This is a genomic window from Pseudoalteromonas phenolica (assembly GCF_001444405.1).
GTDB lineage: Bacteria > Pseudomonadota > Gammaproteobacteria > Enterobacterales > Alteromonadaceae > Pseudoalteromonas > Pseudoalteromonas phenolica.
Genome location: NZ_CP013187.1, coordinates 657,376 through 677,165, shown reverse-complemented (window position 1 = coordinate 677,165; position 19,790 = coordinate 657,376). Strand labels below are relative to the sequence as shown.

17 protein-coding genes and 1 tRNA gene are annotated in these 19,790 nt (G+C 42.1%); 8 read left to right on the top strand and 10 right to left on the bottom strand.

Going from position 1 to position 19,790, the window contains the following annotated elements; all coding sequences use genetic code 11:
• The first annotated feature begins 5 nt into the window (after nt 1–5).
• Nucleotides 6–227, top strand: coding sequence for a hypothetical protein (locus PP2015_RS03015; protein ID WP_058028870.1), 222 nt, complete (start codon nt 6–8; stop codon nt 225–227).
• A gap of 133 nt (nt 228–360) precedes the next feature.
• Here PP2015_RS03015 and lysS read toward each other — a convergent pair whose 3' ends face one another.
• The 5 genes from lysS to xerD form a co-directional block, all read right to left on the bottom strand.
• The gene (gene lysS, locus PP2015_RS03010; RefSeq protein ID WP_058028869.1) at nt 361–1,902 is read right to left on the bottom strand and encodes a lysine--tRNA ligase; all 1,542 of its coding nucleotides are present in this window, start codon (nt 1,900–1,902) and stop codon (nt 361–363) included.
• 27 nt (nt 1,903–1,929) lie between these two features.
• Nucleotides 1,930–3,028 (bottom strand): peptide chain release factor 2 gene (gene prfB, locus PP2015_RS03005; RefSeq protein ID WP_128724206.1). Its coding sequence is split into 2 segments (ribosomal slippage): nt 1,930–2,952 and nt 2,954–3,028, totalling 1,098 coding nucleotides; the frame shifts between segments, so codons are not numbered across the junction.
• Nucleotides 3,029–3,160: 132 nt separating this feature from the next.
• Nucleotides 3,161–4,891, bottom strand: a complete 1,731-nt coding sequence (gene recJ / locus PP2015_RS03000) for a single-stranded-DNA-specific exonuclease RecJ (RefSeq protein WP_058028868.1) — start codon at nt 4,889–4,891, stop codon at nt 3,161–3,163.
• Between the two features lie 144 nt (nt 4,892–5,035).
• On the bottom strand, nt 5,036–5,773 hold the full coding sequence (gene dsbC, locus PP2015_RS02995) for a bifunctional protein-disulfide isomerase/oxidoreductase DsbC (RefSeq protein ID WP_058028867.1): 738 nt from the start codon (nt 5,771–5,773) through the stop codon (nt 5,036–5,038).
• Nucleotides 5,774–5,832: 59 nt separating this feature from the next.
• Nucleotides 5,833–6,759: a site-specific tyrosine recombinase XerD gene (xerD, locus tag PP2015_RS02990; RefSeq protein ID WP_058028866.1), complete on the bottom strand. Its 927-nt coding sequence runs from the start codon at nt 6,757–6,759 to the stop codon at nt 5,833–5,835.
• A 79-nt stretch (nt 6,760–6,838) separates the two neighbouring features.
• On the opposite strand from xerD, the gene fldB reads away from it, so the two are divergent.
• Complete coding sequence (gene fldB / locus PP2015_RS02985; RefSeq protein WP_058028865.1) at nt 6,839–7,360, top strand: flavodoxin FldB; 522 nt, start codon at nt 6,839–6,841, stop codon at nt 7,358–7,360.
• Nucleotides 7,361–7,840: 480 nt separating this feature from the next.
• Here fldB and PP2015_RS02980 read toward each other — a convergent pair.
• Nucleotides 7,841–7,925: transfer RNA gene (locus PP2015_RS02980), tRNA-Leu, on the bottom strand.
• A 252-nt stretch (nt 7,926–8,177) separates the two neighbouring features.
• On the opposite strand from PP2015_RS02980, the gene PP2015_RS02975 reads away from it, so the two are divergent.
• Nucleotides 8,178–8,675 (top strand): RDD family protein, encoded by a 498-nt coding sequence (locus tag PP2015_RS02975; RefSeq protein WP_058028864.1) that lies wholly within the window; start codon nt 8,178–8,180, stop codon nt 8,673–8,675.
• Between the two features lie 341 nt (nt 8,676–9,016).
• On the opposite strand, the gene PP2015_RS02965 is transcribed toward PP2015_RS02975, so the two are convergent.
• Both PP2015_RS02965 and radA read right to left on the bottom strand, forming a co-directional pair.
• Complete coding sequence (locus PP2015_RS02965) at nt 9,017–9,940, bottom strand: hypothetical protein (protein WP_058028862.1); 924 nt, start codon at nt 9,938–9,940, stop codon at nt 9,017–9,019.
• 15 nt (nt 9,941–9,955) lie between these two features.
• The gene (gene radA, locus PP2015_RS02960; protein WP_058028861.1) at nt 9,956–11,326 is read right to left on the bottom strand and encodes a DNA repair protein RadA; all 1,371 of its coding nucleotides are present in this window, start codon (nt 11,324–11,326) and stop codon (nt 9,956–9,958) included.
• 202 nt (nt 11,327–11,528) lie between these two features.
• Between radA and PP2015_RS02955 the strand changes: the two genes are divergently transcribed.
• Complete coding sequence (locus PP2015_RS02955) at nt 11,529–14,033, top strand: PilZ domain-containing protein (RefSeq protein WP_058031526.1); 2,505 nt, start codon at nt 11,529–11,531, stop codon at nt 14,031–14,033.
• A gap of 28 nt (nt 14,034–14,061) precedes the next feature.
• Here PP2015_RS02955 and ampE read toward each other — a convergent pair whose 3' ends face one another.
• A complete protein-coding gene (gene ampE / locus PP2015_RS02950) occupies nt 14,062–14,913 on the bottom strand; it encodes a beta-lactamase regulator AmpE (RefSeq protein WP_058028860.1) in 852 nt (283 codons plus the stop codon).
• A gap of 7 nt (nt 14,914–14,920) precedes the next feature.
• Nucleotides 14,921–15,478 (bottom strand): 1,6-anhydro-N-acetylmuramyl-L-alanine amidase AmpD, encoded by a 558-nt coding sequence (ampD, locus tag PP2015_RS02945; RefSeq protein ID WP_405127322.1) that lies wholly within the window; start codon nt 15,476–15,478, stop codon nt 14,921–14,923.
• 141 nt (nt 15,479–15,619) lie between these two features.
• On the opposite strand from ampD, the gene nadC reads away from it, so the two are divergent.
• From nadC to PP2015_RS02925, 4 genes are all read left to right on the top strand, one after another.
• Complete coding sequence (gene nadC, locus PP2015_RS02940) at nt 15,620–16,486, top strand: carboxylating nicotinate-nucleotide diphosphorylase (RefSeq protein ID WP_058028859.1); 867 nt, start codon at nt 15,620–15,622, stop codon at nt 16,484–16,486.
• A 562-nt stretch (nt 16,487–17,048) separates the two neighbouring features.
• A complete protein-coding gene (locus PP2015_RS02935; RefSeq protein ID WP_058028858.1) occupies nt 17,049–17,549 on the top strand; it encodes a pilin in 501 nt (166 codons plus the stop codon).
• A 51-nt stretch (nt 17,550–17,600) separates the two neighbouring features.
• Nucleotides 17,601–18,836 carry a type II secretion system F family protein gene (locus PP2015_RS02930; RefSeq protein ID WP_058028857.1) on the top strand — a complete coding sequence of 412 codons (1,236 nt, stop codon included), beginning with the start codon at nt 17,601–17,603 and terminating at the stop codon, nt 18,834–18,836.
• 35 nt (nt 18,837–18,871) lie between these two features.
• Nucleotides 18,872–19,762 (top strand): prepilin peptidase, encoded by an 891-nt coding sequence (locus PP2015_RS02925; protein WP_058028856.1) that lies wholly within the window; start codon nt 18,872–18,874, stop codon nt 19,760–19,762.
• Nucleotides 19,763–19,790: the final 28 nt, after the last annotated feature.

The following is a 19,790-nucleotide window of genomic DNA, read 5'->3' as shown; positions in this document are numbered from 1 at the left end:
TAACAGTGAAAATTAAATCAATTTTACTCGGTGCAGTTGTTGCAGTAACAGCATCTTTGTCTACACCATCACAAGCTTACGGTTATGACTTTTGGTTAGTCGAGTGCTCAAAAAACAACGGTAGTTTCCTTTGGATGGAAATGACTTACAGCAGTAAATCTCGCGATGCAGCAGTTAGCCGTTGCTATGCAGATGGTGGCTCACCAACTATAGAAAAAGTATTTTAATAATATGTAATATATTCTGCTAGCGGCTTTCTTTAGAAAGCCGTTTTTGTTTGAGCTAATTGCATTGATAAAAATTTAGGCAAAAAAAAGCCCTGGCATTTGCCAAGGCTCTTATCGATAAACTTAATCGAGATTAGTCAGCTTGTGGACGCATATGCGGGAACAAGATAACGTCTTTGATTGTTGGTGAGTCAGTGAAAAGCATCACTAGACGGTCAATACCAATACCTTCACCCGCTGTTGGTGGTAAACCATACTCAAGCGCTTGAATGTAGTCAGCATCGAAATGCATTGCCTCATCATCACCGGCATCTTTTTCTTCAACCTGACGCGCAAAACGCTCAGCTTGATCTTGTGCATCGTTAAGCTCAGAGAAACCATTAGCAAGCTCACGACCACCTACGAAGAATTCGAAACGGTCAGTGATGAATGGGTTTTCATCGTTACGACGTGCAAGTGGCGATACTTCCCACGGGTACTCGGTGATGAAAGTCGGTTGAATTAGCTTGTGCTCAGCAGTTTCTTCGAAGATCTCACATAAGAACTTGCCTGCACCCCATACACATTTCTCTGGGATCTTAACGTGTACTTTCTTCGCGTAAGCGACTAGCTCGTCGAAGTGGTTTTCAGGATCTTTGAAGATGTGCGCGATTTCTTCAGCGTCAGGACCATACTTGATGATGGCATCAGCCATAGATAGACGCTCGAACTGCTTACCGAAGTCATATTCAATCGTCTCAACCACTTCGCCTTCAGCGTTCTTAACTGTGTTAATCACGGTTGTTGTTCCAAGAACGTCTTGTGCAACAGTGCGTAACATGTCTTCAGTTAAATTCATTAGGTCGTTGTAGTCAGCATACGCTTGGTAGAATTCGATCATCGTGAATTCTGGGTTGTGACGCGTTGAAAGACCTTCGTTACGGAAGTTACGGTTGATCTCGAATACACGATCAAAACCACCTACGACTAGACGCTTAAGGTAAAGCTCAGGCGCGATACGTAGGTACATATCGATGTCTAATGCATTGTGGTGCGTCACGAATGGACGCGCCGTTGCGCCACCAGGAATAACCTGAAGCATTGGCGTTTCAACTTCCATGAAATCACGCTCAGCTAAGAAACGACGAATGCCTTCGATCACTTTTGAACGGATACGGAAAGTTTCACGTGTGTCCATGTTGGTGATTAGGTCAACGTAACGCTGACGGTACTTAGCTTCTTGGTCTGTTAGGCCGTGGAACTTCTCTGGTAACGGACGAAGTGACTTAGTCAGTAGCTCGTACTGAACCATGTCTACGTAAAGGTCGCCTTTACCTGACTTATGAAGTGGACCAGACACACCGATGATGTCACCGATATCTAGTTGACCATATTTTTCTTTAAGCGTTTTTTGCACGTCTTTTGATGCATATGCTTGAATACGGCCTTTCATGTCTTGTAACACAAGGAAAGGACCACGTTTAGCAAGGATACGACCTGCAACCGATACCTGATGGTCTAACTCAACAAGCTCTTCCTTCGATTTATCACCAAACTTAGCCTGTAGATCAGCCGTATAGTCTTCACGGCGGAAGGTGTTCGGGTGGCCATTGGCATCACAATTCTCACGAATTGTATCCAATTTAGCACGACGCTCAGCAATGAGTTTATTTTCGTCTTGGATTTGATCTGTCATTTTTTAGCTCTTAGTTTAGCTTGTTGATTAAAGGCCTGATTTCAGGCTGGCTTCGATAAATTTGTCTAAATCACCGTCTAGTACCGCTTGGGTATTACGGTTTTCAACGCCAGTACGTAAATCTTTGATACGTGAGTCATCTAATACGTATGAACGGATTTGACTGCCCCAACCGATATCTGATTTAGCATCTTCTTGAGACTGCTTTTCGGCGTTTTGTTTTTTCATTTCAAGTTCAAACAATTTCGCTTTTAACTGCTTCATTGCTTGCGCTTTGTTCTTATGTTGTGAGCGGTCATTCTGACACTGCACAACGGTATTCGTTGGTAAGTGGGTAATACGTACCGCAGATTCTGTACGGTTAACGTGCTGACCACCGGCACCCGATGCACGATATACGTCGATACGTAAATCAGCAGGGTTAATATCAATTTCAATGTTGTCGTCAATTTCTGGGTAAATAAACGCAGACGCAAATGAAGTATGACGACGACCTGTTGAATCAAATGGGCTCTTACGCACTAAACGGTGTACGCCCGTTTCTGTACGTAACCAGCCGTAAGCATATTCACCAGATACACGTACTGTTGCGCCTTTAATACCGGCAACATCACCATCGGTCGCTTCAACGATTTCAACTTTAAAGCCTTTCGCTTCAGCCCAACGTAAGTACATACGCAATAGCATGTTACACCAGTCTTGCGCTTCAGTACCGCCCGAACCTGACTGTAAGTCAATGTAGGCATCGTTAGCATCTTGTTCACCAGAGAACATACGACGGAACTCTAGCTTTTCTAATTGACCAACTAAGCCTTCTACTTCAGCTTGTGCTTCTTCAAAGGTTTCTTCGTCTTCGGCTTCAACCGCTAGCTCTACTAAGCCTTCTGCATCATCTGCACCACCAACAAGGTTATCAATGGTTTCAACAATTACTTCTAGATTCGACTTTTCACGGCCCAATGCTTGTGCTTTTTCAGGCTCGTTCCATACTGCTGGGTCTTCTAACTCTGCGTTTACTTCTTCTAAGCGCTCTTGTTTTAGAGCGTAGTCAAAGATACCCCCTAAGCAGCTCAGTGCGTTCGCGAATTTCCTTGATTTGGTTAATCACAGGATTCACTTCAAACATGCTCACTACTCCAAAAAAATTAACGTCTCACACGACTAACATAAATGGCTGAATGCTTTTCCAGCCCATAAAAAAGGCGCGTGATTTTTAAACGCGCCATAATAACAGACAATTTGTGCCCTATAAATGGATTTATGCGGGTTGTGCTTGAATTTCTCGCACTAATAATTGCAGTGAGAACTTGCCTCTAAACTCATTTATATCGAGCTGATACGCCAATTTGGCATATTGTGCAGCAGTATTTGGCCAAGCTTTTACATCAATGTTGAAGGCGATGGCATCAACTAACTGACCAGAGCAGTGTTTTAGAACCAATTTTAAGTGTTTTTCACCGACAATACGCTGCTGAATGAGTTCAAATACGCCTTCAAATACAGGTTCAGGGAATTGCTGACCCCAAGGCCCTGCTTGCTGAAGCAGTTGCGCAAAATCTAGATTGAAACAGGTCGCAGGCAACTCGCCATCAGTCAGTAACACACTTTGCTTATGCTCTTCGGTCAAAATCGCACTGGCAGCATCAGTAAACGCCATTTTAAAACGTTCAAAGTCACGCTCTAAAATGGTTAAACCTGCCGCCATAGCGTGACCACCAAACTTAGCAATTAGGTCTGGGTGCTGAGTGTTAATTTGCTCAAGTAGGTCACGCATATGCAAGCCTTCGATAGAGCGACATGAGCCTTTTATTTCACCCTCGTCACCTTGTGCAAAAATAATTGCCGGACGGTGATAACGCTCTTTTAAGCGCCCGGCTAAAATACCGATCACCCCTTGGTGCCAATCGTCTTGATATAAACAGACAACATCAGGCACGCTTTGTTGTGTCGATACCAAGCGCTCCAGCACAGCTTGCGCTTCTTGCTGCATGCCCGCTTCAATTTCACGGCGTTCATGGTTAAGTGCGTCAAGCTCGCCTGCTATGCGTCTTGCTTGGTTGATGTCTTTCGATAACAAACAGGCGATACCTAGACTCATATCATCCAGTCGGCCCGCAGCATTGAGGCGCGGCGCGAGTGCAAAACCAAAGTCACTGGCAGATAAACGCGCTGCATTGCGTTTTGCCACTTCAATCAGTGCAGTGATCCCCGGTCGCGTTTTACCACTACGAATACGTGCTAGGCCCTGATAAACCAACGTGCGGTTATTGGCATCGAGTGCCACAACGTCAGCAACGGTGCCAAGTGCAACAATATCGAGTAACTCTGCTAAATTTGGTTCAGGCTGTTGTTGAGTCGCAAAGTATTGCAGCTCGCGCAGGCTATGACGCAGCGCTACCAACAAGTAAAACGCCACCCCCACACCCGCAATGCTTTTTGAAGGGAAGTTACAACTATGCTGATTTGGGTTGACGATGGCATCGGCATTTGGGAGTTGCTCACCTTGCAAGTGGTGATCAGTAATAAGTACTTTAATACCGGCATTTTTAACAATCTCAACGCCACTGATACAAGAAATACCATTATCTACGGTGATCACGAGATCTGGCGCGATGGTAACAATTTGCTCTGCCAGCGCAGGGCTTAAGCCATAACCCAAACTAAAGCGATCTGGCACAAGATAATCGACATGCTGGAAACCGAATAATGCTAACCCTTCCATCAATACCGAGGTACTGGTTGCGCCGTCGGCATCAAAGTCACCAACGATTAAGACTTTACTTTGCTGTTGCAATGCTTCAACTAACAAAGCACAGGCCTTATCCATATCTTTGAATAAGTTGAAATTTAATAAGGTGCTAGCACGATTATCTAGCTCAACAGGGTCGCTTACACCGCGAGCTGCATAGATTTGTTTAATTACAGGATGAAGATGCGCAGGAAGATGACTGTCATCCACGCGCTCACGTGTTGCTATCACGGTTTGCATTTATTCTTTTACCCTTATACCTGCTCTCAAAAAGCGTTAATTAAGAGAGCAAGTATTACAACGTTAAAACTGAGATTTAACAGACAACAAAAAAAGGCCCTTAGGCCTTTTTAAGAATACGGTGATTATAGCGAATTTTATCGCTTATGACTTCTTACCGTCTAACGCTTGCGCCAATGCCGCTGCTGGTTGGTAACCAGGAATAATCGAACCATCTTCTAAAATGATTGCTGGCGTACCAGAAATGCCAAAGCTCTGACCTAACTGGTAGTGCTCAGCCACAGGTGCAGAACAGTTTTTCACTTCAGCCACTTCTTCACCCGCTTTTGCCTCTGTTAATGCTTTTGCTGCATCTTCAGAACACCACACATTCATCAGATCTTTGTAACCTTTACCGCGTAAGCCACCACGAGGGAATGCAAGGTACTTAACTGTGATACCCGCATTTAAGTAATCATCTAATTCACGGTGTAACTTACGGCAGTAACCACACGTGATATCTGTAAATACTGTAATTTGATGCTTTTCGTTTTCAGCTTTATAAACGATCATTGAGTCTTCGTACTCAGTTACGCCGTCTTTACGAACACCACTCAAAGCTGATTCAGTTAAGTTTTCACGATTTTCAACATCGATCATCGTACCTTGAACCAGGTAACGACCATCTGGACTTACGTAAAATACGCCTTTGTCAGTTAAAACCGTACTTAAGCCAGCGACTGGGCTATCTTGAATTGCTTTAACTGTTAAGCCTAAGTTATTTAACTGAGTTTCGATTGGGCTTACTTTCGTTTCTACTGCGTCAGCTAAAGGAGCAGTCACTTGCTCAGCCATTGCGCCTGTAGATAACGCCATTGCTGCAGCTAAAATTAACTTTTTCATTCTGTTCTCATAAATTTCGTTGCTATCCAGTATGACCGGATAAATTCAAAAAAATTCCATCACGCACGTGGATGATGTTCTTGATGCAGCGATTTCAACCTTTCGCTCGCTACATGGGTATAAATTTGTGTCGTCGATAAGTCGCTGTGGCCCAACATCATTTGCACGACTCGTAAATCTGCACCATGATTCAACAAATGTGTTGCAAAGGCATGACGTAACGTATGTGGCGATAATGGCGACGTTATGTTTGCCAAAATAGCATAGTGTTTGATTCTATGCCAAAAAGTTTGACGAGTCATACCTATCCCACGTTTTGATGGGAAAACAAAGTCGGTGGCATGCTTAATCATTAAAGCGCGACCTTGCTGTATAAATAGCTCTATCCAGTGTTGGGCTTCTTCTCCCATCGGCACCATGCGCTCTTTGCCGCCTTTACCACGGACTAACACTACGGCTTGGCGCAAGTTAATTTGCTCCATGCGCAAGCCCACCAGCTCTGTGACGCGCAGACCTGTTGCATATAAGAGCTCTAACATGGCTTTGTCTCTAAGCCCCATGGGGTCTTCAACATTGGGCGCATCAAGCAAGGCTTCGACTTCGTTTTCAGTCAGCGTTTTCGGAATTGCCTGCCCAGTCTTTGGTAATGCGATATTGACCATAGGTGATGCTGAGATTTTTTGCGTCTTCACCCAATGCAAGTAAAAACGTTTTAACGCACTGATCGCTCTGGCGGTGCTACGAGGCTTTAAACCCAAATCTACACGATGTGCTAAGTATTGTTCAATATCTTGCTGCGTCACCTCAAGTAGATTATCCCTGCCTTGTTCTGCTTTCATAAAGGCATCGCACTTTTCTAAATCGGTGCGATAAGCAGCTAAAGTATTTTCACTCAAGCCATGCTCAAGAAAAAGCACATCGATAAATGCTTCTATCACATCTTCTTGCTCGGTTATGTCATTTTCAAAATCTGCAAAATCGCTCACTGGTCGCCTGTATCAATTTAAAGTGTCATCAGGTAAAATTTGCCCCATCATATCAGCCTTATAAGAAGTGATAAACCGCATGCAAATTGGCTTATTCTATGGTTCAACCACCTGTTACACCGAAATGGCCGCTGAAAAAATTCAAGACATCATCGGCAAAGACACCCTGTCTATGTTCAACATTAAAGATGTGAACTTAAAAGACGCTGAAAATTTCGATTTTTTAATCTTCGGTATTTCGACATGGGACTTTGGTGAACTACAAGAAGATTGGGAATCAATCTGGGACGACATTGAAAACGTCGACCTAGCAGGTAAAACCATCGCACTATTCGGTATGGGCGATCAGCAAGGTTATGGCCAATGGTTCCAAGACGCCCTAGGCATGCTACACGATAAAATCGCACCACAGGGTGTGACCTTTTTAGGATACTGGCCAAATAACGATGAATATGAGTTTGAAGCCTCCAAAGCACTCACCGAAGATAAGTCGCACTTTGTTGGCTTAGCTTTAGACGAAGACAGTCAGTACGAAAAAAGTGAAGAACGCATTGCCACTTGGGTTGAGCAAGTACTTACTGAGTATAGTGAGACTTTGTAAGAAAAAGCCAAAAGTTTAGTTGAAGCCGCGTTATTTATCGCGGCTTTTTGTTACGTGAATTTCAGGCATAAAAAAACCCTAACCAAACGGCTAGGGTTATATAAAAAGTGGTACCAGTGGACGGACTCTTAACATGTATGAGCGCCACCCGCGTGGCGCCCAAGTTCGTTTCGCTCAATTTAGATGTTATTTACCCGACGTAAAGTCGGTGCTACAGAAGTTGAAATGCAGTGCTTTCAACGAATTTCAGGCATAAAAAAACCCTAACCAAACGGCTAGGGTTACATAAAAAGTGGTACCAGTGGGCGGACTCTTAACCTGTATTAGCGCCACCCTCGTGGCGCTCAAGTTCGTTTCGCTAAATAATTAGATAAGTGACCCAACATAAAGTCGGTGCTACCGAAGTTTTAAAATCCGATGCTTTCAACGAATTTCAGGCATAAAAAAACCCTAACCAAACGGCTAGGGTTACATAAAAAGTGGTACCAGTGGGCGGACTTGAACCGCCACGCCCGAAGGCAACGGATTTTGAATCCGTCATGTCTACCAATTCCATCACACTGGCATAATTTTTCTTTGATCTTCTAACCAAGAGAAAATAAAGAAAAACCACTTTGAGCTCAGGCTTTTTTTCTATGCCCTCATCTCTGTGCAAAACACTATACAAACATCCCCTAGTGGGAGCAAGCAATTTTTTTATTGCTCCATTTAACTGCTGATATTTTAATCGCTTAACTTTTATAAACAGCAGTTTCGCCATTTTCATTGGCTTTGTGTAAAATAGCTGCATTATTTTCTTATTTAAGTGTTGGCTAAGATGTCTGAATTTCCTCGCGCTGGATTAATGCGCCGACTTGCTTCTTTAATGTATGACGGTTTAGTCGTGATCGCGTTTGCTATGCTAACTACCGTGGCATACCTGCTCATTATTCAGGGCTTTATTTCGTTAGGCATGATTTCATTGGGCGATCATGAAGATGTGTCTGCACTGATTCAATCCACTCCTCTTCTATACGGCCTTCGCAGCATCTTGTTAGTTTTAGTCAGTATGATTTTTTTCAGCTATTTCTGGACTAAGAGCGGTCAAACAATTGGTATGCGAGCATGGCGTTTAAAAGTTCAAACCCCTGATGGTCAATTACTGTCTTGGCCAAAAGCCATGGCGCGTAGTTTATTTGCTCTATTAGGCTTAGGTAATTTACTGGTACTGGTTGACTTTAAACAAAAGCGTGCACTGCAAGATATGATCTGTGGCACAGAAGTATTGTTACTGAGCAAAGAAGAAAATAAGCGTGTATATAACAGCTTAGATTAAAACTATACCCAAACTTCCTCAAGATGCATGATTCAGAGCGCTGCCTTCTGTTCTAGTTCAAGGAAAAGAACGCAGTGTAATGACGAGTCCTTTCCAAGTTCTTTGACGATGAAATTGGACTGAAAGCACGCTCCCTTGGGCGAGTTTGATTGGCTTCCATACTGCGTTATCAATTTTCGATTTAGAACCACTAGACCTTCAAATCGATGCCTTGTCTGACAGCCAATCAATTCTCGCTGAACCTCGTATCTTGAGGTGGTTTGGGTATAAAAATAACAGCAACAAAAAAGGCTTCACATCTGAAGCCTTTTTTAATTTTGAACTAAAAATAGTACTGTTGCTTAACTACCTTTAACTTGTAAGTTAAGGAACTCTGCTAACTTTTCAGGCTGCTGAGCTAGGCCTGCCAATTCCATTGCAAGTTGCGATACCGCTTTGTTTTCATTTAGCTGCATTGAAATATTTAAGCTATTTAAGCCATTTACAAAGTTCATTAATTCAGACTTTGAATCTTCAGCAAGCGGCAGCATGTCTACTTGCATCTGTGCTTGTTGAACAAAAGTCAGTTTATCTAATTGAACTGCAGACAATTGCTTCTCTACAACCGTGTCAAACTGACCTTTATTGTTAAAAGTAAAGTTGAATGACTGCGGTTGCAGCTCTTGCATTGCCATCATCATTTTACTTTGAAGTTGCAGCTCTTGCTCCATGGTAAGTGGGCTTTGAGATTGCAGTTTTTGCGACTCAAGAGACACCTCCATAAGCGACTTTGAATTACCTAACGAGAAAGCCATATCCATAGAGGCAACTTCACCAGCAACAAAGCCAATGTCGAAGTCACTCTTACCGCTGGCTTCATCATACTTTAAGCTTGAAGTGATGTCATAGCTTGCATTTAATAACTCTGAAGGTGCTGTTTGTTGTGCTTGCTCAATTAAAGGCTGTGCTAAACGTAAACCTTGCAAGTCCATCGAAGTGTAAGGACTAATCTTGTCAGCTTCATATCCTTCAATGATGATTTGGTTAATCACAGCAAGGTCTTCACCTTCTGGGCCTTTAAACTGAATATCTTTCAGGCTAACTTCTTGGCTTAACAAAGAGTAGTTTGCTTCTTTGTAATCAATAGAGAGACCAGATGTTTCTTCAAAAACAGAGATCTGCTTAGCAATCTCGTCATTCAGCTTTTCATTGGCTTTGTATTGAGTTACACCGTAACCCGCTGCTATTGTGCCAATAACAGCAATCGCGATAAGCGGTTTTTTCATGTTTTAACTTCCTGATTAAAATAACGCGTCCAGGGCTTCGCTTAGACTGTTCACGCCTATAACTTCCATCCCTTCAATAAGCTCCTTCGGCTTATTGGCATTTGGTACAATAGCACGTTTAAACCCATGTTTCGCGGCTTCTCTTAATCTTTCTTGACCACTTGGTACAGGACGAATTTCACCACCGAGTCCAACTTCGCCAAAAACGACAAGTTGCCTATCGAGTGAGAAGTTCTTAAAACTCGATACAAGCGCGGTGATCAAAGCAAGGTCGGCACTGGTTTCAGACACTTTAACGCCACCTACCACATTTACAAACACATCCTGATCGGAAACTTGCAAACCGCCATGGCGGTGCAATACCGCCAACAACATAGCTAGACGGTTTTGCTCTAAACCAACAGTGACACGGCGAGGATTTGCTAATTGGGAATAATCGACCAAGGCTTGTACTTCAACAAGAAGCGGGCGCGTGCCTTCCCAAATGACCATCACCAGTGAACCGGGCGTTTGTTCCTCACCACGATTTAAGAAAATAGCCGATGGATTAGACACTTCTTTTAAGCCTTGCCCTGTCATGGCAAACACACCTAACTCATTCACTGCTCCAAAACGGTTTTTGTTACCGCGCAATGTTCTAAAGCGACTATCGCTACTACCTTCTAGTAAAATAGAGCAGTCAATGCAGTGCTCTAGTACCTTAGGCCCCGCCAAGGTGCCATCTTTAGTTACATGACCTACCATAATAATGGCCACTTGGTTTTGCTTCGCAAAACGCGTCAAATAAGCGGCACTTTCGCGTACTTGTGAGACACTGCCCGGCGCTGATTGCACATCGCTCATATGCATAACCTGAATTGAGTCAATTACCATGATGCTTGGCTTTTCTTGTAAAGCCAATTGGCAAATTGTCTCAACATTGGTTTCTGCAAGGGTTTTCAATTTGTTAGTTGGTAGCCCCAAACGGTGGGCACGCATGGCAACTTGTTGCAGTGACTCTTCACCAGTGACGTACAAAGTATTCATCGACTCGGCAAGTAAACACATGGTTTGCAGTAAAACGGTACTTTTACCCGCGCCTGGCGAACCACCAATCAAAATAGCACTGCCTGGAACCACCCCGCCACCAAGTACTCGATCAAACTCTTTAAAACCAGTTGAAAAGCGGGGTAAGCTTTCAAGGTTTACCTCATCAAGCGTTTGTACCTTAGCATCGACCATGCCTGCATAGCCGGCCATTGCTGAACTGCGAGGTGGTGATTTAACACTGGGCACTCTAAATTCAGTGACCGTATTCCAAGCCTTACATTCTGAGCATTGCCCCTGCCATCTAGCAAATTCGGCTCCACACTCACTGCATACAAATGCTGTTTTTTTCTTTCCCATACTAAGGCACACTTTTTGCTTTAAAATTCACTGAGTAAAATTATATTCAGTTTTATCATATAAATCTGGCACTTTACTCATTTATTGCTCAAGAATAAGTTAACTATGTCTAATTATTGTCATAGTATTAACGAAGAAATCTAAAAGAAAATTAATGCCTGTTTTGTTCAATGACAAAATTCGGCAAGTAAAATGGTTTTATATGGCTGAAGATAAGCTGCAACAATATCAACCTTTGATAGAAGAACTCAAGCAACAGTTAGGCTCGCCTGGCTTTGATGGATTCTTTGCGCAAAAAACAGCCCACCTCACCAAGCCCGATCAGTTTTTGATCAAAATGGAAATGTCTCGTCTATCGCAGCCTATTGCCCGATTTATTGATCTGCGGGGACAAGTTTCAGGTGAAGTAAAACCCTATATTCATGATGGCAAGCAACACTTTATGGACGATTTAGCCATCACCGTATTTGAACAAGAAATTGCCAAGCACGGTCAGTACACCCTTGCGGTATATGAAGCTGTCATGAATACAGATAATAACTTTCGCGTAATTCAAAAGCGAGCTCAGCAACAAGCACAAGATGATGCTGACTCTCCACCTCAAGCGCTCAATCAAGGGGCTAAATTAATAAAGTTTGCCTCATATGAAAGCCGCATTGAAGAAAGGATGAATTACTCGATCAAGATAACGGTTGAAGTATCTAAGAATAATATTATTTCGGCCAATACCTCAGATATTTCTTTAAGTGGCGCCAAAATAAAAGTACACCCAAAAGCGGTGTTTGAAAAAGGTCAGTTGCTGAGTATTCGACTGGTTGGTTTGGAGCAAGATTTTGAACTGGGTCTTAAAAGTGGCATTCAATACGAAGTAGTAGCCGTTGAGCCTGTAAGCCAAGATTACCAGTTTGTTCGTTTAAAGCGCACTTTCGTTGAAAAAAACCAAGGCTTTGATGAGTTTTTGAATAGTTTTATACACGGTAACAAGCGTCGTTATAAGATTAATTTAGATAACACAATGGATGCTGTTGTGTGCAAAGGCTATGAACAATACTACCTGCCCCGAGTTAGTTCATTGTTTGTGTTTCTTAGTAAAGTCAACAATAAGCACACGCTGCCTTCAATGGTGTTAACCAATGAAAATAACGCGTTTGTTCATTATTACTTCGAAGATGAAAGAAAGAAATCGTGTTTATACAGTATTTTTAACCAAAAGCGTTTAGCGTATTTAAACAACCTTCAGAGTGCGGTCAAAGAGGCCGTACTCTATACATTTACCCACTCAAATGGCGGTAAGATTTACTATTATTCAGCCTTTGATTTCGAGTTAAAACAAGAATCCAGCCTTAACGCTCTGTTTTTCGGGTTTGGCGCGCAAAAAGACAGCTGGCGAGCTTATAAAGTGCAGATAATGCCAAGTTATCATGAAGATGCTTTTATTCCCCTTTCACTCCCGGCCAGTGCAGGAAAAACGCTCGAAAAGCTAAATAAAAGGCCGACACCTCGAGTACAAGGTTTCATTCAAGATGTACAAAACTTGATGTTACTCACAGATATCACTGATCCACGTCGCACAGAAGAGTATAAAAAATTCCAATACGACGCTGGACAAGTGAATTTACTGAAGCACTTTGGCCATGGTAAATCCTCAACCCCGCCAACGCTGGAGGTTGTGGCGTTAGAATATGTAAACCTTCGCGCTCACAAACGATACTTATATAAAACAGATATCGCTTTCCACAGCGACAATAGCAATATCTTAGAAGGCCATACTCGTGACTTGTCTGTGATGGGCCTTCAAGTCGAATTAAATGATATATCCGATGCTAAAAAAGGTGATTTGGTGTATCTCGATTTACCCGAGTTGCAGAAAATTACCAAAAAACATGATTTAAAACGCTTACGCTATCAAGTCATGGCGGTAAGCAAATCAAAAACGATCATTAACTTAAAAGTCCATAAAGTGACTGAAGGCAAACACCCTGCAATTGAGTTTTTCACACAGCTCATTGATAAAAACAAAAGTAAACTTCAAGCGTGTGAAGAAACGCCAAAAGTGCCAGGCCTATCGACGGCACTTCGAAATATGATCACAAAGAGTGTGTGCCAACTTCCGCTCTATCTACATAAAGAGTCTGCTCATTTTAACATTGGTGCTGTCGGTCGAGGTCTTTATCCAACGCAGCTGCACAAAGTTTTAGAGTATTTCAATCAAAGCGGTGAAGAGCAATTAGAAATCGCCCCTGTGTTTCCTGCAAACTTCATTGAAGATGAGCTATCAGAAGCACTGCGCAAACAAACACGGCAAGATAAACCTCTAAAATACACCCTATTTATGCGCTTTGATCCTAATAAGAAAACCTTAAATGAAGCAGTTAAAAGTCAGGTTTTAAGAGATGAAGACTCGCTAGATAGCCTCTTCCTATTTATTAAAAAAGCGCTCAGAAAAGAGGTTTTATTTGTGTTCCAGCTACAAGTATCGAAAACTGGTCGTCCAGATACCGACTACTTAGCGAATGAACTGAAGTATGTCAGCCACTATGCACTTCACAAGGCAAAAGATTTAGAAGAGTCATTGTGGAATGTTGCCGGAGTCTGTGACCTTATCGATATTACCGACGAAGTGATCCCAACATTAAATGTTGAAAATAGCTTAATCGAGAAAATGACTGAAAAAAAGCGACTCTGGTTTGAGTCGCTTCCTATGTAATCGTTGTTTCTCACCTTTGCTTAGTGTTTTAAGCAACTCCCCCGAACAAAGTAAGTAAAGCTATAAGCGCTAAGTAAAACAAAATATTACGTTTGACCAAACGCATCATACACGTTGCTTCGTATGTGCACCCTGCATATTGTTGTTCAATTTGCTCAGCTGCAAGCGCAGTACTCGTCACGACTTTACGGTTCGGAGTTTTAAAATCTAACGCGTATTTTAGCCAACACCCAGTGCCTTTTGAGAAGTTGCCAATTATTAGATAACCAAAACTGGTAATACGTGCAGGTAACCAATTTAGCCAGTAGAGCATATCAGCTAGTACGCTACTACGAGCCGTAAGCACACTCTCTTCGCTTTGCTGCGCCTCATCAAAAAAACTACGCGTAACGGCATACATAACCGCTCCCGGTGCTCCAAAAACAACAAACCAAAAAATCACTGCACAATAATGCCTAAAGTTGACCCAAGCCAGAGTTTGACCAAGCCATTCACCCCCCTGTTGATCTTCAGTACGATGCTGGCCTAATTGAAGTGCATATAAAGTAGCCCCCTCAGTATCACCTCGAGTAAGTGCATTTAAATAACCCTTATACAAAGCGCGGGGTTTAGCACAACCAAAGCAAACTAAAAGTAATAACGCATTTAACGCCAACTCAACAAGAAAGAAATCAGCTAAATCCATTACAAAATATACGCCTAAAGCAGGTAATAAAACCCATAGAGCAAACACAAATGGGGATTTTAATAATGAATTATTTTGCAGTAGCGACCGACTCATGTTGAGGTAGCCTTTACTGTAATGATCAATCTGCCAATGTGCATCTCTGGCTCCCAGCCGCTCGATGGCCAGCGCTAAAATTATTGAGATCAAAATCATAGTTTACTCATTCACTTAACAACTTAAAAAATTTCTGCCAATCAAATGCTTCTCCGGGGTCTGTTTTGCGGCCCGGCGCAATATCACAGTGCCCAACGATATGAGTGGGTGTAATATCAGGGTACAGCTGCATAATATATCGAGCGCATGCTACCAAGGTGGTATATTGTGCATCAGTATAAGGCGTGGTATCTGTCCCTTCTAATTCTATTCCAATACTAAAATCATTACAGCGAGCTCTGCCTTTAAACTCAGAAAGTCCAGCATGCCATGCCCGTTTATTAAATGGCACATACTGAAGCACTTGCCCATCTCGTTTGATAAAGCAATGTGCCGACACTTTAAGACCTTGCAAATCGACAAAACTGGGGTGAGCTGAGCAATCAATATTCCCAGTAAATAAAGCATCGACATGTTCAGTATTAAACTCACCTGCAGGTAATGAAATATTATGGATAACTAATAGGCTGACATCTTGCTCAGAGGGTCTTTCATCATAAAATGTACAAGGTCTTTGAGTGACCTCAAAGCTTGTGTCAGGCAAGCAAAATTCACTTCGTTTCACAGCTAAAACCATTTGCTTTGGTAATAACCTTACCTTAACAAGCTTTGCTAAATTTCACTAGTGCGATTGTCTTAAACTCTTGGAAGCAGTAAAATTTAACTCTCGCACAAATGCAATTAGACAACATAAGTGACGCTTAGTATGCAAAACCAACTTCTTACGCCAGCTTTAATCAGTGAATTAGTCACACAAGCTTTAAATGAAGATTTGAATTTTCAGTCTGCTGCAGACGGTGATATCACTGCTCAGTTAATTCCAGAAACACAACAAGCCGATGCTTATGTTATTACTCGTGAAGACTGCGTGTTTTGTGGTAAAGAGCTTATTCTAGAAGTATTTAAGCAAGTTGACGCTAGTGTAGAAGTTGACGTGCTTGTTAATGACGGTGATTTTGTCGCGGCAAACAGTCAATTATTTACAGCTAAAGGTTCAGCTCGCGCCATTCTTACAGCTGAGCGTACAGCACTCAACTTTGTACAAACACTATCAGGTACCGCAACAACCACGGCTCATTATGTAAAGGCATTAGCAAATAGTAATACTCAATTACTTGATACACGCAAAACAGTACCTGGACTTCGTGCATTACAAAAATATGCCGTTGCATGTGGTGGCGGTAGAAATCATCGAATTGGCTTATTTGATGCGTTCTTAATAAAAGAAAACCACATTGCAGCTTGTGGTGGAATTGCAGCTGCAGTAAAACAGGCAAAATTGAATCACCCTGCAAAACCAGTTGAAGTAGAAGTCGAGAGCTTAGATGAACTTAAACAGGCCATTGAAGCGGGTAGTGACATCATTATGCTGGATAACTTTAGTGTTGAACAAATTCAACAAGCTGTGGAAGTCACAAATAAGCGCGCTAAACTTGAAGTGTCTGGCAACATGACCATTGAAATCTTAGCTGAATACGCGCAGGCGGGTGTTGACTACATTTCAAGTGGTGCACTGACTAAAAATGTACAAAGTATTGACCTATCAATGCGCTTCAACACAGATTCGGTGTAATTTGCTGTAATTCAGGATAGCTGCATAATTGTTGACAATTGATTTTAAAGAGAATTTAATGTGCTGGCTTTTGCTTTATTGATAACAAAATATTAATTTATTCCTGAAATTATCAATTAAAATATCTCAAGCTAAGTATTAAATAATTAGATTTAAAGATAAAAATAAGAATTAGTACTTATTTACTCTTGTTAATATCAGGTTTAACAATTAGAGTAAGCAAAGAATTAAATTTGTTATTCATTTTAATACGTAATTGCCGATAACCTAGTATGGGCATTTATGGTTAAGTAAAGTATTCAAAGTTTAATTTTGTATGGTGGTATCGCGTTAAACCCAACTTTTTGCAATTAAAAGAAGGTAAACGCACGCTAACACCCCTTAGTGTAATAAGCAGTTTATTAATTGCTCGTTTCACTGTGTGGTAGCCCCATTAAATGAGTTAGCACTATAAATTTGCAATACAATGGGTGTAAACTTTGCCCATTGATACAAACTTTATAACTATTTAATAACCTAGCTTACCACGGTGAGTTAGCAATTTTCCTTTAGGAGACACATCATGACGCAAAATCAAAAGGGTTTCACCCTAATCGAACTAATGATTGTAGTTGCAATCATCGGTATTCTAGCTGCAATCGCATTACCGGCTTACCAAGATTACACTGCTCGCGCTAAAGTGAGTGAAGTAATTCTTGCTGGAACAACTTGTAAAACAGCGATTTCAGAAGTTTCTCAAACAGGTTTAAGAGCAGCTCCAACTGCCAATGGCTTTGGTTGTGGTGAAGCTGCACCAACTGGTGGTATTTCACAATATGTAGCATCAGTTCAAACTTCAGCTGACGGTGTAATCACTATCGCAGCTCAAAATATCCCTCAGCTGGGTGCTAATGTAAACATTACTCTAACTCCATACCTAAATGCTGACGCTAGTACTGCTGCAGCTGCAAAAAACTTTCACACAGCTACTGGCGGTGAATTATCTGCTGTGAGAGCTTGGGTTTGTGCTTCAGCTGGTACTAATGGTGTTGAAGCCAAATACTTACCAGCTAGCTGTCGTTAATTTTGACGCACTAACTTAAAGGGCTGTTAACACAGCCCTTTTTGGTTATTTATGAAAAAAGATAAAGATACCGCAGATAAACTCGATACCTTCGTTTGGACTGGTTTAAGCGCCCGAGGCAAAAAACTCGAAGGTGAAATGACTGGTACTAGTATTGCCCTTGTTAAAGCCCAGCTTCGTAAGCAAGGTATTACCCCCTCAAAAGTAAAACGTAAGCCTAAACCTTTATTTGGTATAGGTGCCGGCGGTCAAAAGATCACCGCCAAAGACATTGCGATTTTCACTCGCCAAATTGCCACCATGTTGACTGCAGGCGTACCGCTTATCCAGTCTTTAGAAATGATTTCATCTGGGGCAAAGAATAAAAGTTTAAGTAAACTCATTGGCGGCATTGCCGATGAAGTTAAAGCAGGTCAGCCGTTGGCAAAATCACTCCGTGCTTACCCGCGTTATTTTGATGAGCTCTATTGCGATCTCATTCACTCAGGGGAACAATCGGGTGCTCTTGATAAAATTTTTGACCGTGTTGCCGTTTATAAAGAAAAAGCCGAGGCGTTAAAGTCAAAAATTAAAAAAGCCATGTTCTACCCTATTGCGGTAGTCGTAGTCGCACTCATTGTCACGTCGATCTTACTTATTTTCGTAGTACCACAATTCCAAGACATTTTTAGCAGTTTTGGGGCTGAACTGCCTGCGTTTACCTTATTCGTTATTGGTATCTCGGAGTTTATGCAAGAAGCTTGGTGGGTGTTCTTATTGGTTATTGGTGTGAGTATCTATTCTTATAAAGAAGCTTTGATCCGCTCACCAGCAGCACGCCACTTTAACGATCGTCTAGTACTACAATTACCCGTTGTAGGTATGATTTTACACAAAGCCGCTGTAGCACGTTACGCACGTACACTATCGACGACATTTGCTGCAGGTGTACCACTGGTTGACGCACTTGATTCAGCCGCAGGCGCATCGGGCAACGTCATATATAAAAATGCCATTACCGAAATCAAAGCCGAAGTCAGCTCGGGTAACCAAATGAACTGGGCGATGCGTAATTCAAAGCTCTTTCCTGATATGGTGATACAAATGGTCTCTATTGGCGAAGAATCAGGCTCTCTTGATGGCATGTTAGAAAAAGTCGCCAATATTTACGAACAAGAAGTCGATGATGCAGTTGATGGTCTATCTAGTCTGCTTGAGCCGTTAATTATGAGTGTGCTTGCTGTGCTTGTTGGTGGTCTTATTATTGCCATGTATTTACCTATCTTCCAACTGGGCTCAGTGGTTTAAGCCCCGTTTTCTTACTGTTAGAAAGTGACGTTTTAATGCAAGAAGTAATTTATTTAATGCAAAGCCAACAGTGGTTTTTTCTTTTGACCGTTGGTTTAGTTAGCCTGTGTATTGGTAGCTTTTTAAATGTGGTGATTTACCGACTGCCAATCATGATGCAACGTGAGTGGCAGCAAGAGTGCCGTTTATCGTTGGCCGATGAATTGGCAAACTCTAGCAAGCAAAAAACATCGAGCAACGACACTTTCAACCTAATTAAACCTAACTCGACTTGCCCTCATTGCAAAACCCCAATTAAAGCTTGGCATAATATTCCCTTGTTGGGCTGGCTGATGTTAAAAGGCAAATGTGCTAGTTGCTCAGCAAAAATCTCAATTCGTTACCCGCTAGTAGAGTTAGGAACTGCCCTTGCCTCACTTTGGATTGCATTACACTTTGGCGCAACTGAGCTCAGCTTTCTTTATATTTTTATCACTTGGGTACTCATGGCGCTTATTTTTATCGATATCGATCACATGTTATTACCCGACCAGCTCACGCTTCCTTTGGTTTGGCTGGCATTAATTGCCAGTGTCATGGGCTATACCATTGCCCCCAGCGAAGCCATTATCGGTGCTGCAGTAGGCTACTTAAGTTTATGGACGGTATTTTGGGCATTTAAGCTACTCACAGGCAAAGAAGGCATGGGATATGGTGATTTTAAACTGTTAGCTATTTTTGGTGCACTATTGGGTTGGCAGGCCATTTTGACCATAGTTTTACTCTCAAGTGTTGTGGGCGCCATCATTGGTAGCATTCAATTAGCTGTACAAGGTAAAGAGCACAGTACACCTATTCCATTTGGGCCATATTTGGCCATCGCTGGTTGGCTAGCGATGCTCTATGGCACCGAGATTCAAACTTGGTACTTTTCTCTTTTAAGCTAATTTTTCAGCCCGCTTTTTCAGGTAAACA

What these genes read in the sequence shown, in the direction of transcription:
- lysS (WP_058028869.1), bottom strand. Translation starts at nt 1,902, where the DNA reads ATGACAGATCAAATCCAAGACGAAAATAAACTCATTGCTGAGCGTCGT.
- recJ (WP_058028868.1), bottom strand. Translation starts at nt 4,891, where the DNA reads ATGCAAACCGTGATAGCAACACGTGAGCGCGTGGATGACAGTCATCTT.
- dsbC (WP_058028867.1), bottom strand. Translation starts at nt 5,773, where the DNA reads ATGAAAAAGTTAATTTTAGCTGCAGCAATGGCGTTATCTACAGGCGCA.
- fldB (WP_058028865.1), top strand. Translation starts at nt 6,839, where the DNA reads ATGCAAATTGGCTTATTCTATGGTTCAACCACCTGTTACACCGAAATG.
- PP2015_RS02975 (WP_058028864.1), top strand. Translation starts at nt 8,178, where the DNA reads ATGTCTGAATTTCCTCGCGCTGGATTAATGCGCCGACTTGCTTCTTTA.
- PP2015_RS02965 (WP_058028862.1), bottom strand. Translation starts at nt 9,940, where the DNA reads ATGAAAAAACCGCTTATCGCGATTGCTGTTATTGGCACAATAGCAGCG.
- radA (WP_058028861.1), bottom strand. Translation starts at nt 11,326, where the DNA reads ATGGGAAAGAAAAAAACAGCATTTGTATGCAGTGAGTGTGGAGCCGAA.
- PP2015_RS02955 (WP_058031526.1), top strand. Translation starts at nt 11,529, where the DNA reads ATGGCTGAAGATAAGCTGCAACAATATCAACCTTTGATAGAAGAACTC.
- ampE (WP_058028860.1), bottom strand. Translation starts at nt 14,913, where the DNA reads ATGATTTTGATCTCAATAATTTTAGCGCTGGCCATCGAGCGGCTGGGA.
- nadC (WP_058028859.1), top strand. Translation starts at nt 15,620, where the DNA reads ATGCAAAACCAACTTCTTACGCCAGCTTTAATCAGTGAATTAGTCACA.
- PP2015_RS02935 (WP_058028858.1), top strand. Translation starts at nt 17,049, where the DNA reads ATGACGCAAAATCAAAAGGGTTTCACCCTAATCGAACTAATGATTGTA.
- PP2015_RS02930 (WP_058028857.1), top strand. Translation starts at nt 17,601, where the DNA reads ATGAAAAAAGATAAAGATACCGCAGATAAACTCGATACCTTCGTTTGG.
- PP2015_RS02925 (WP_058028856.1), top strand. Translation starts at nt 18,872, where the DNA reads ATGCAAGAAGTAATTTATTTAATGCAAAGCCAACAGTGGTTTTTTCTT.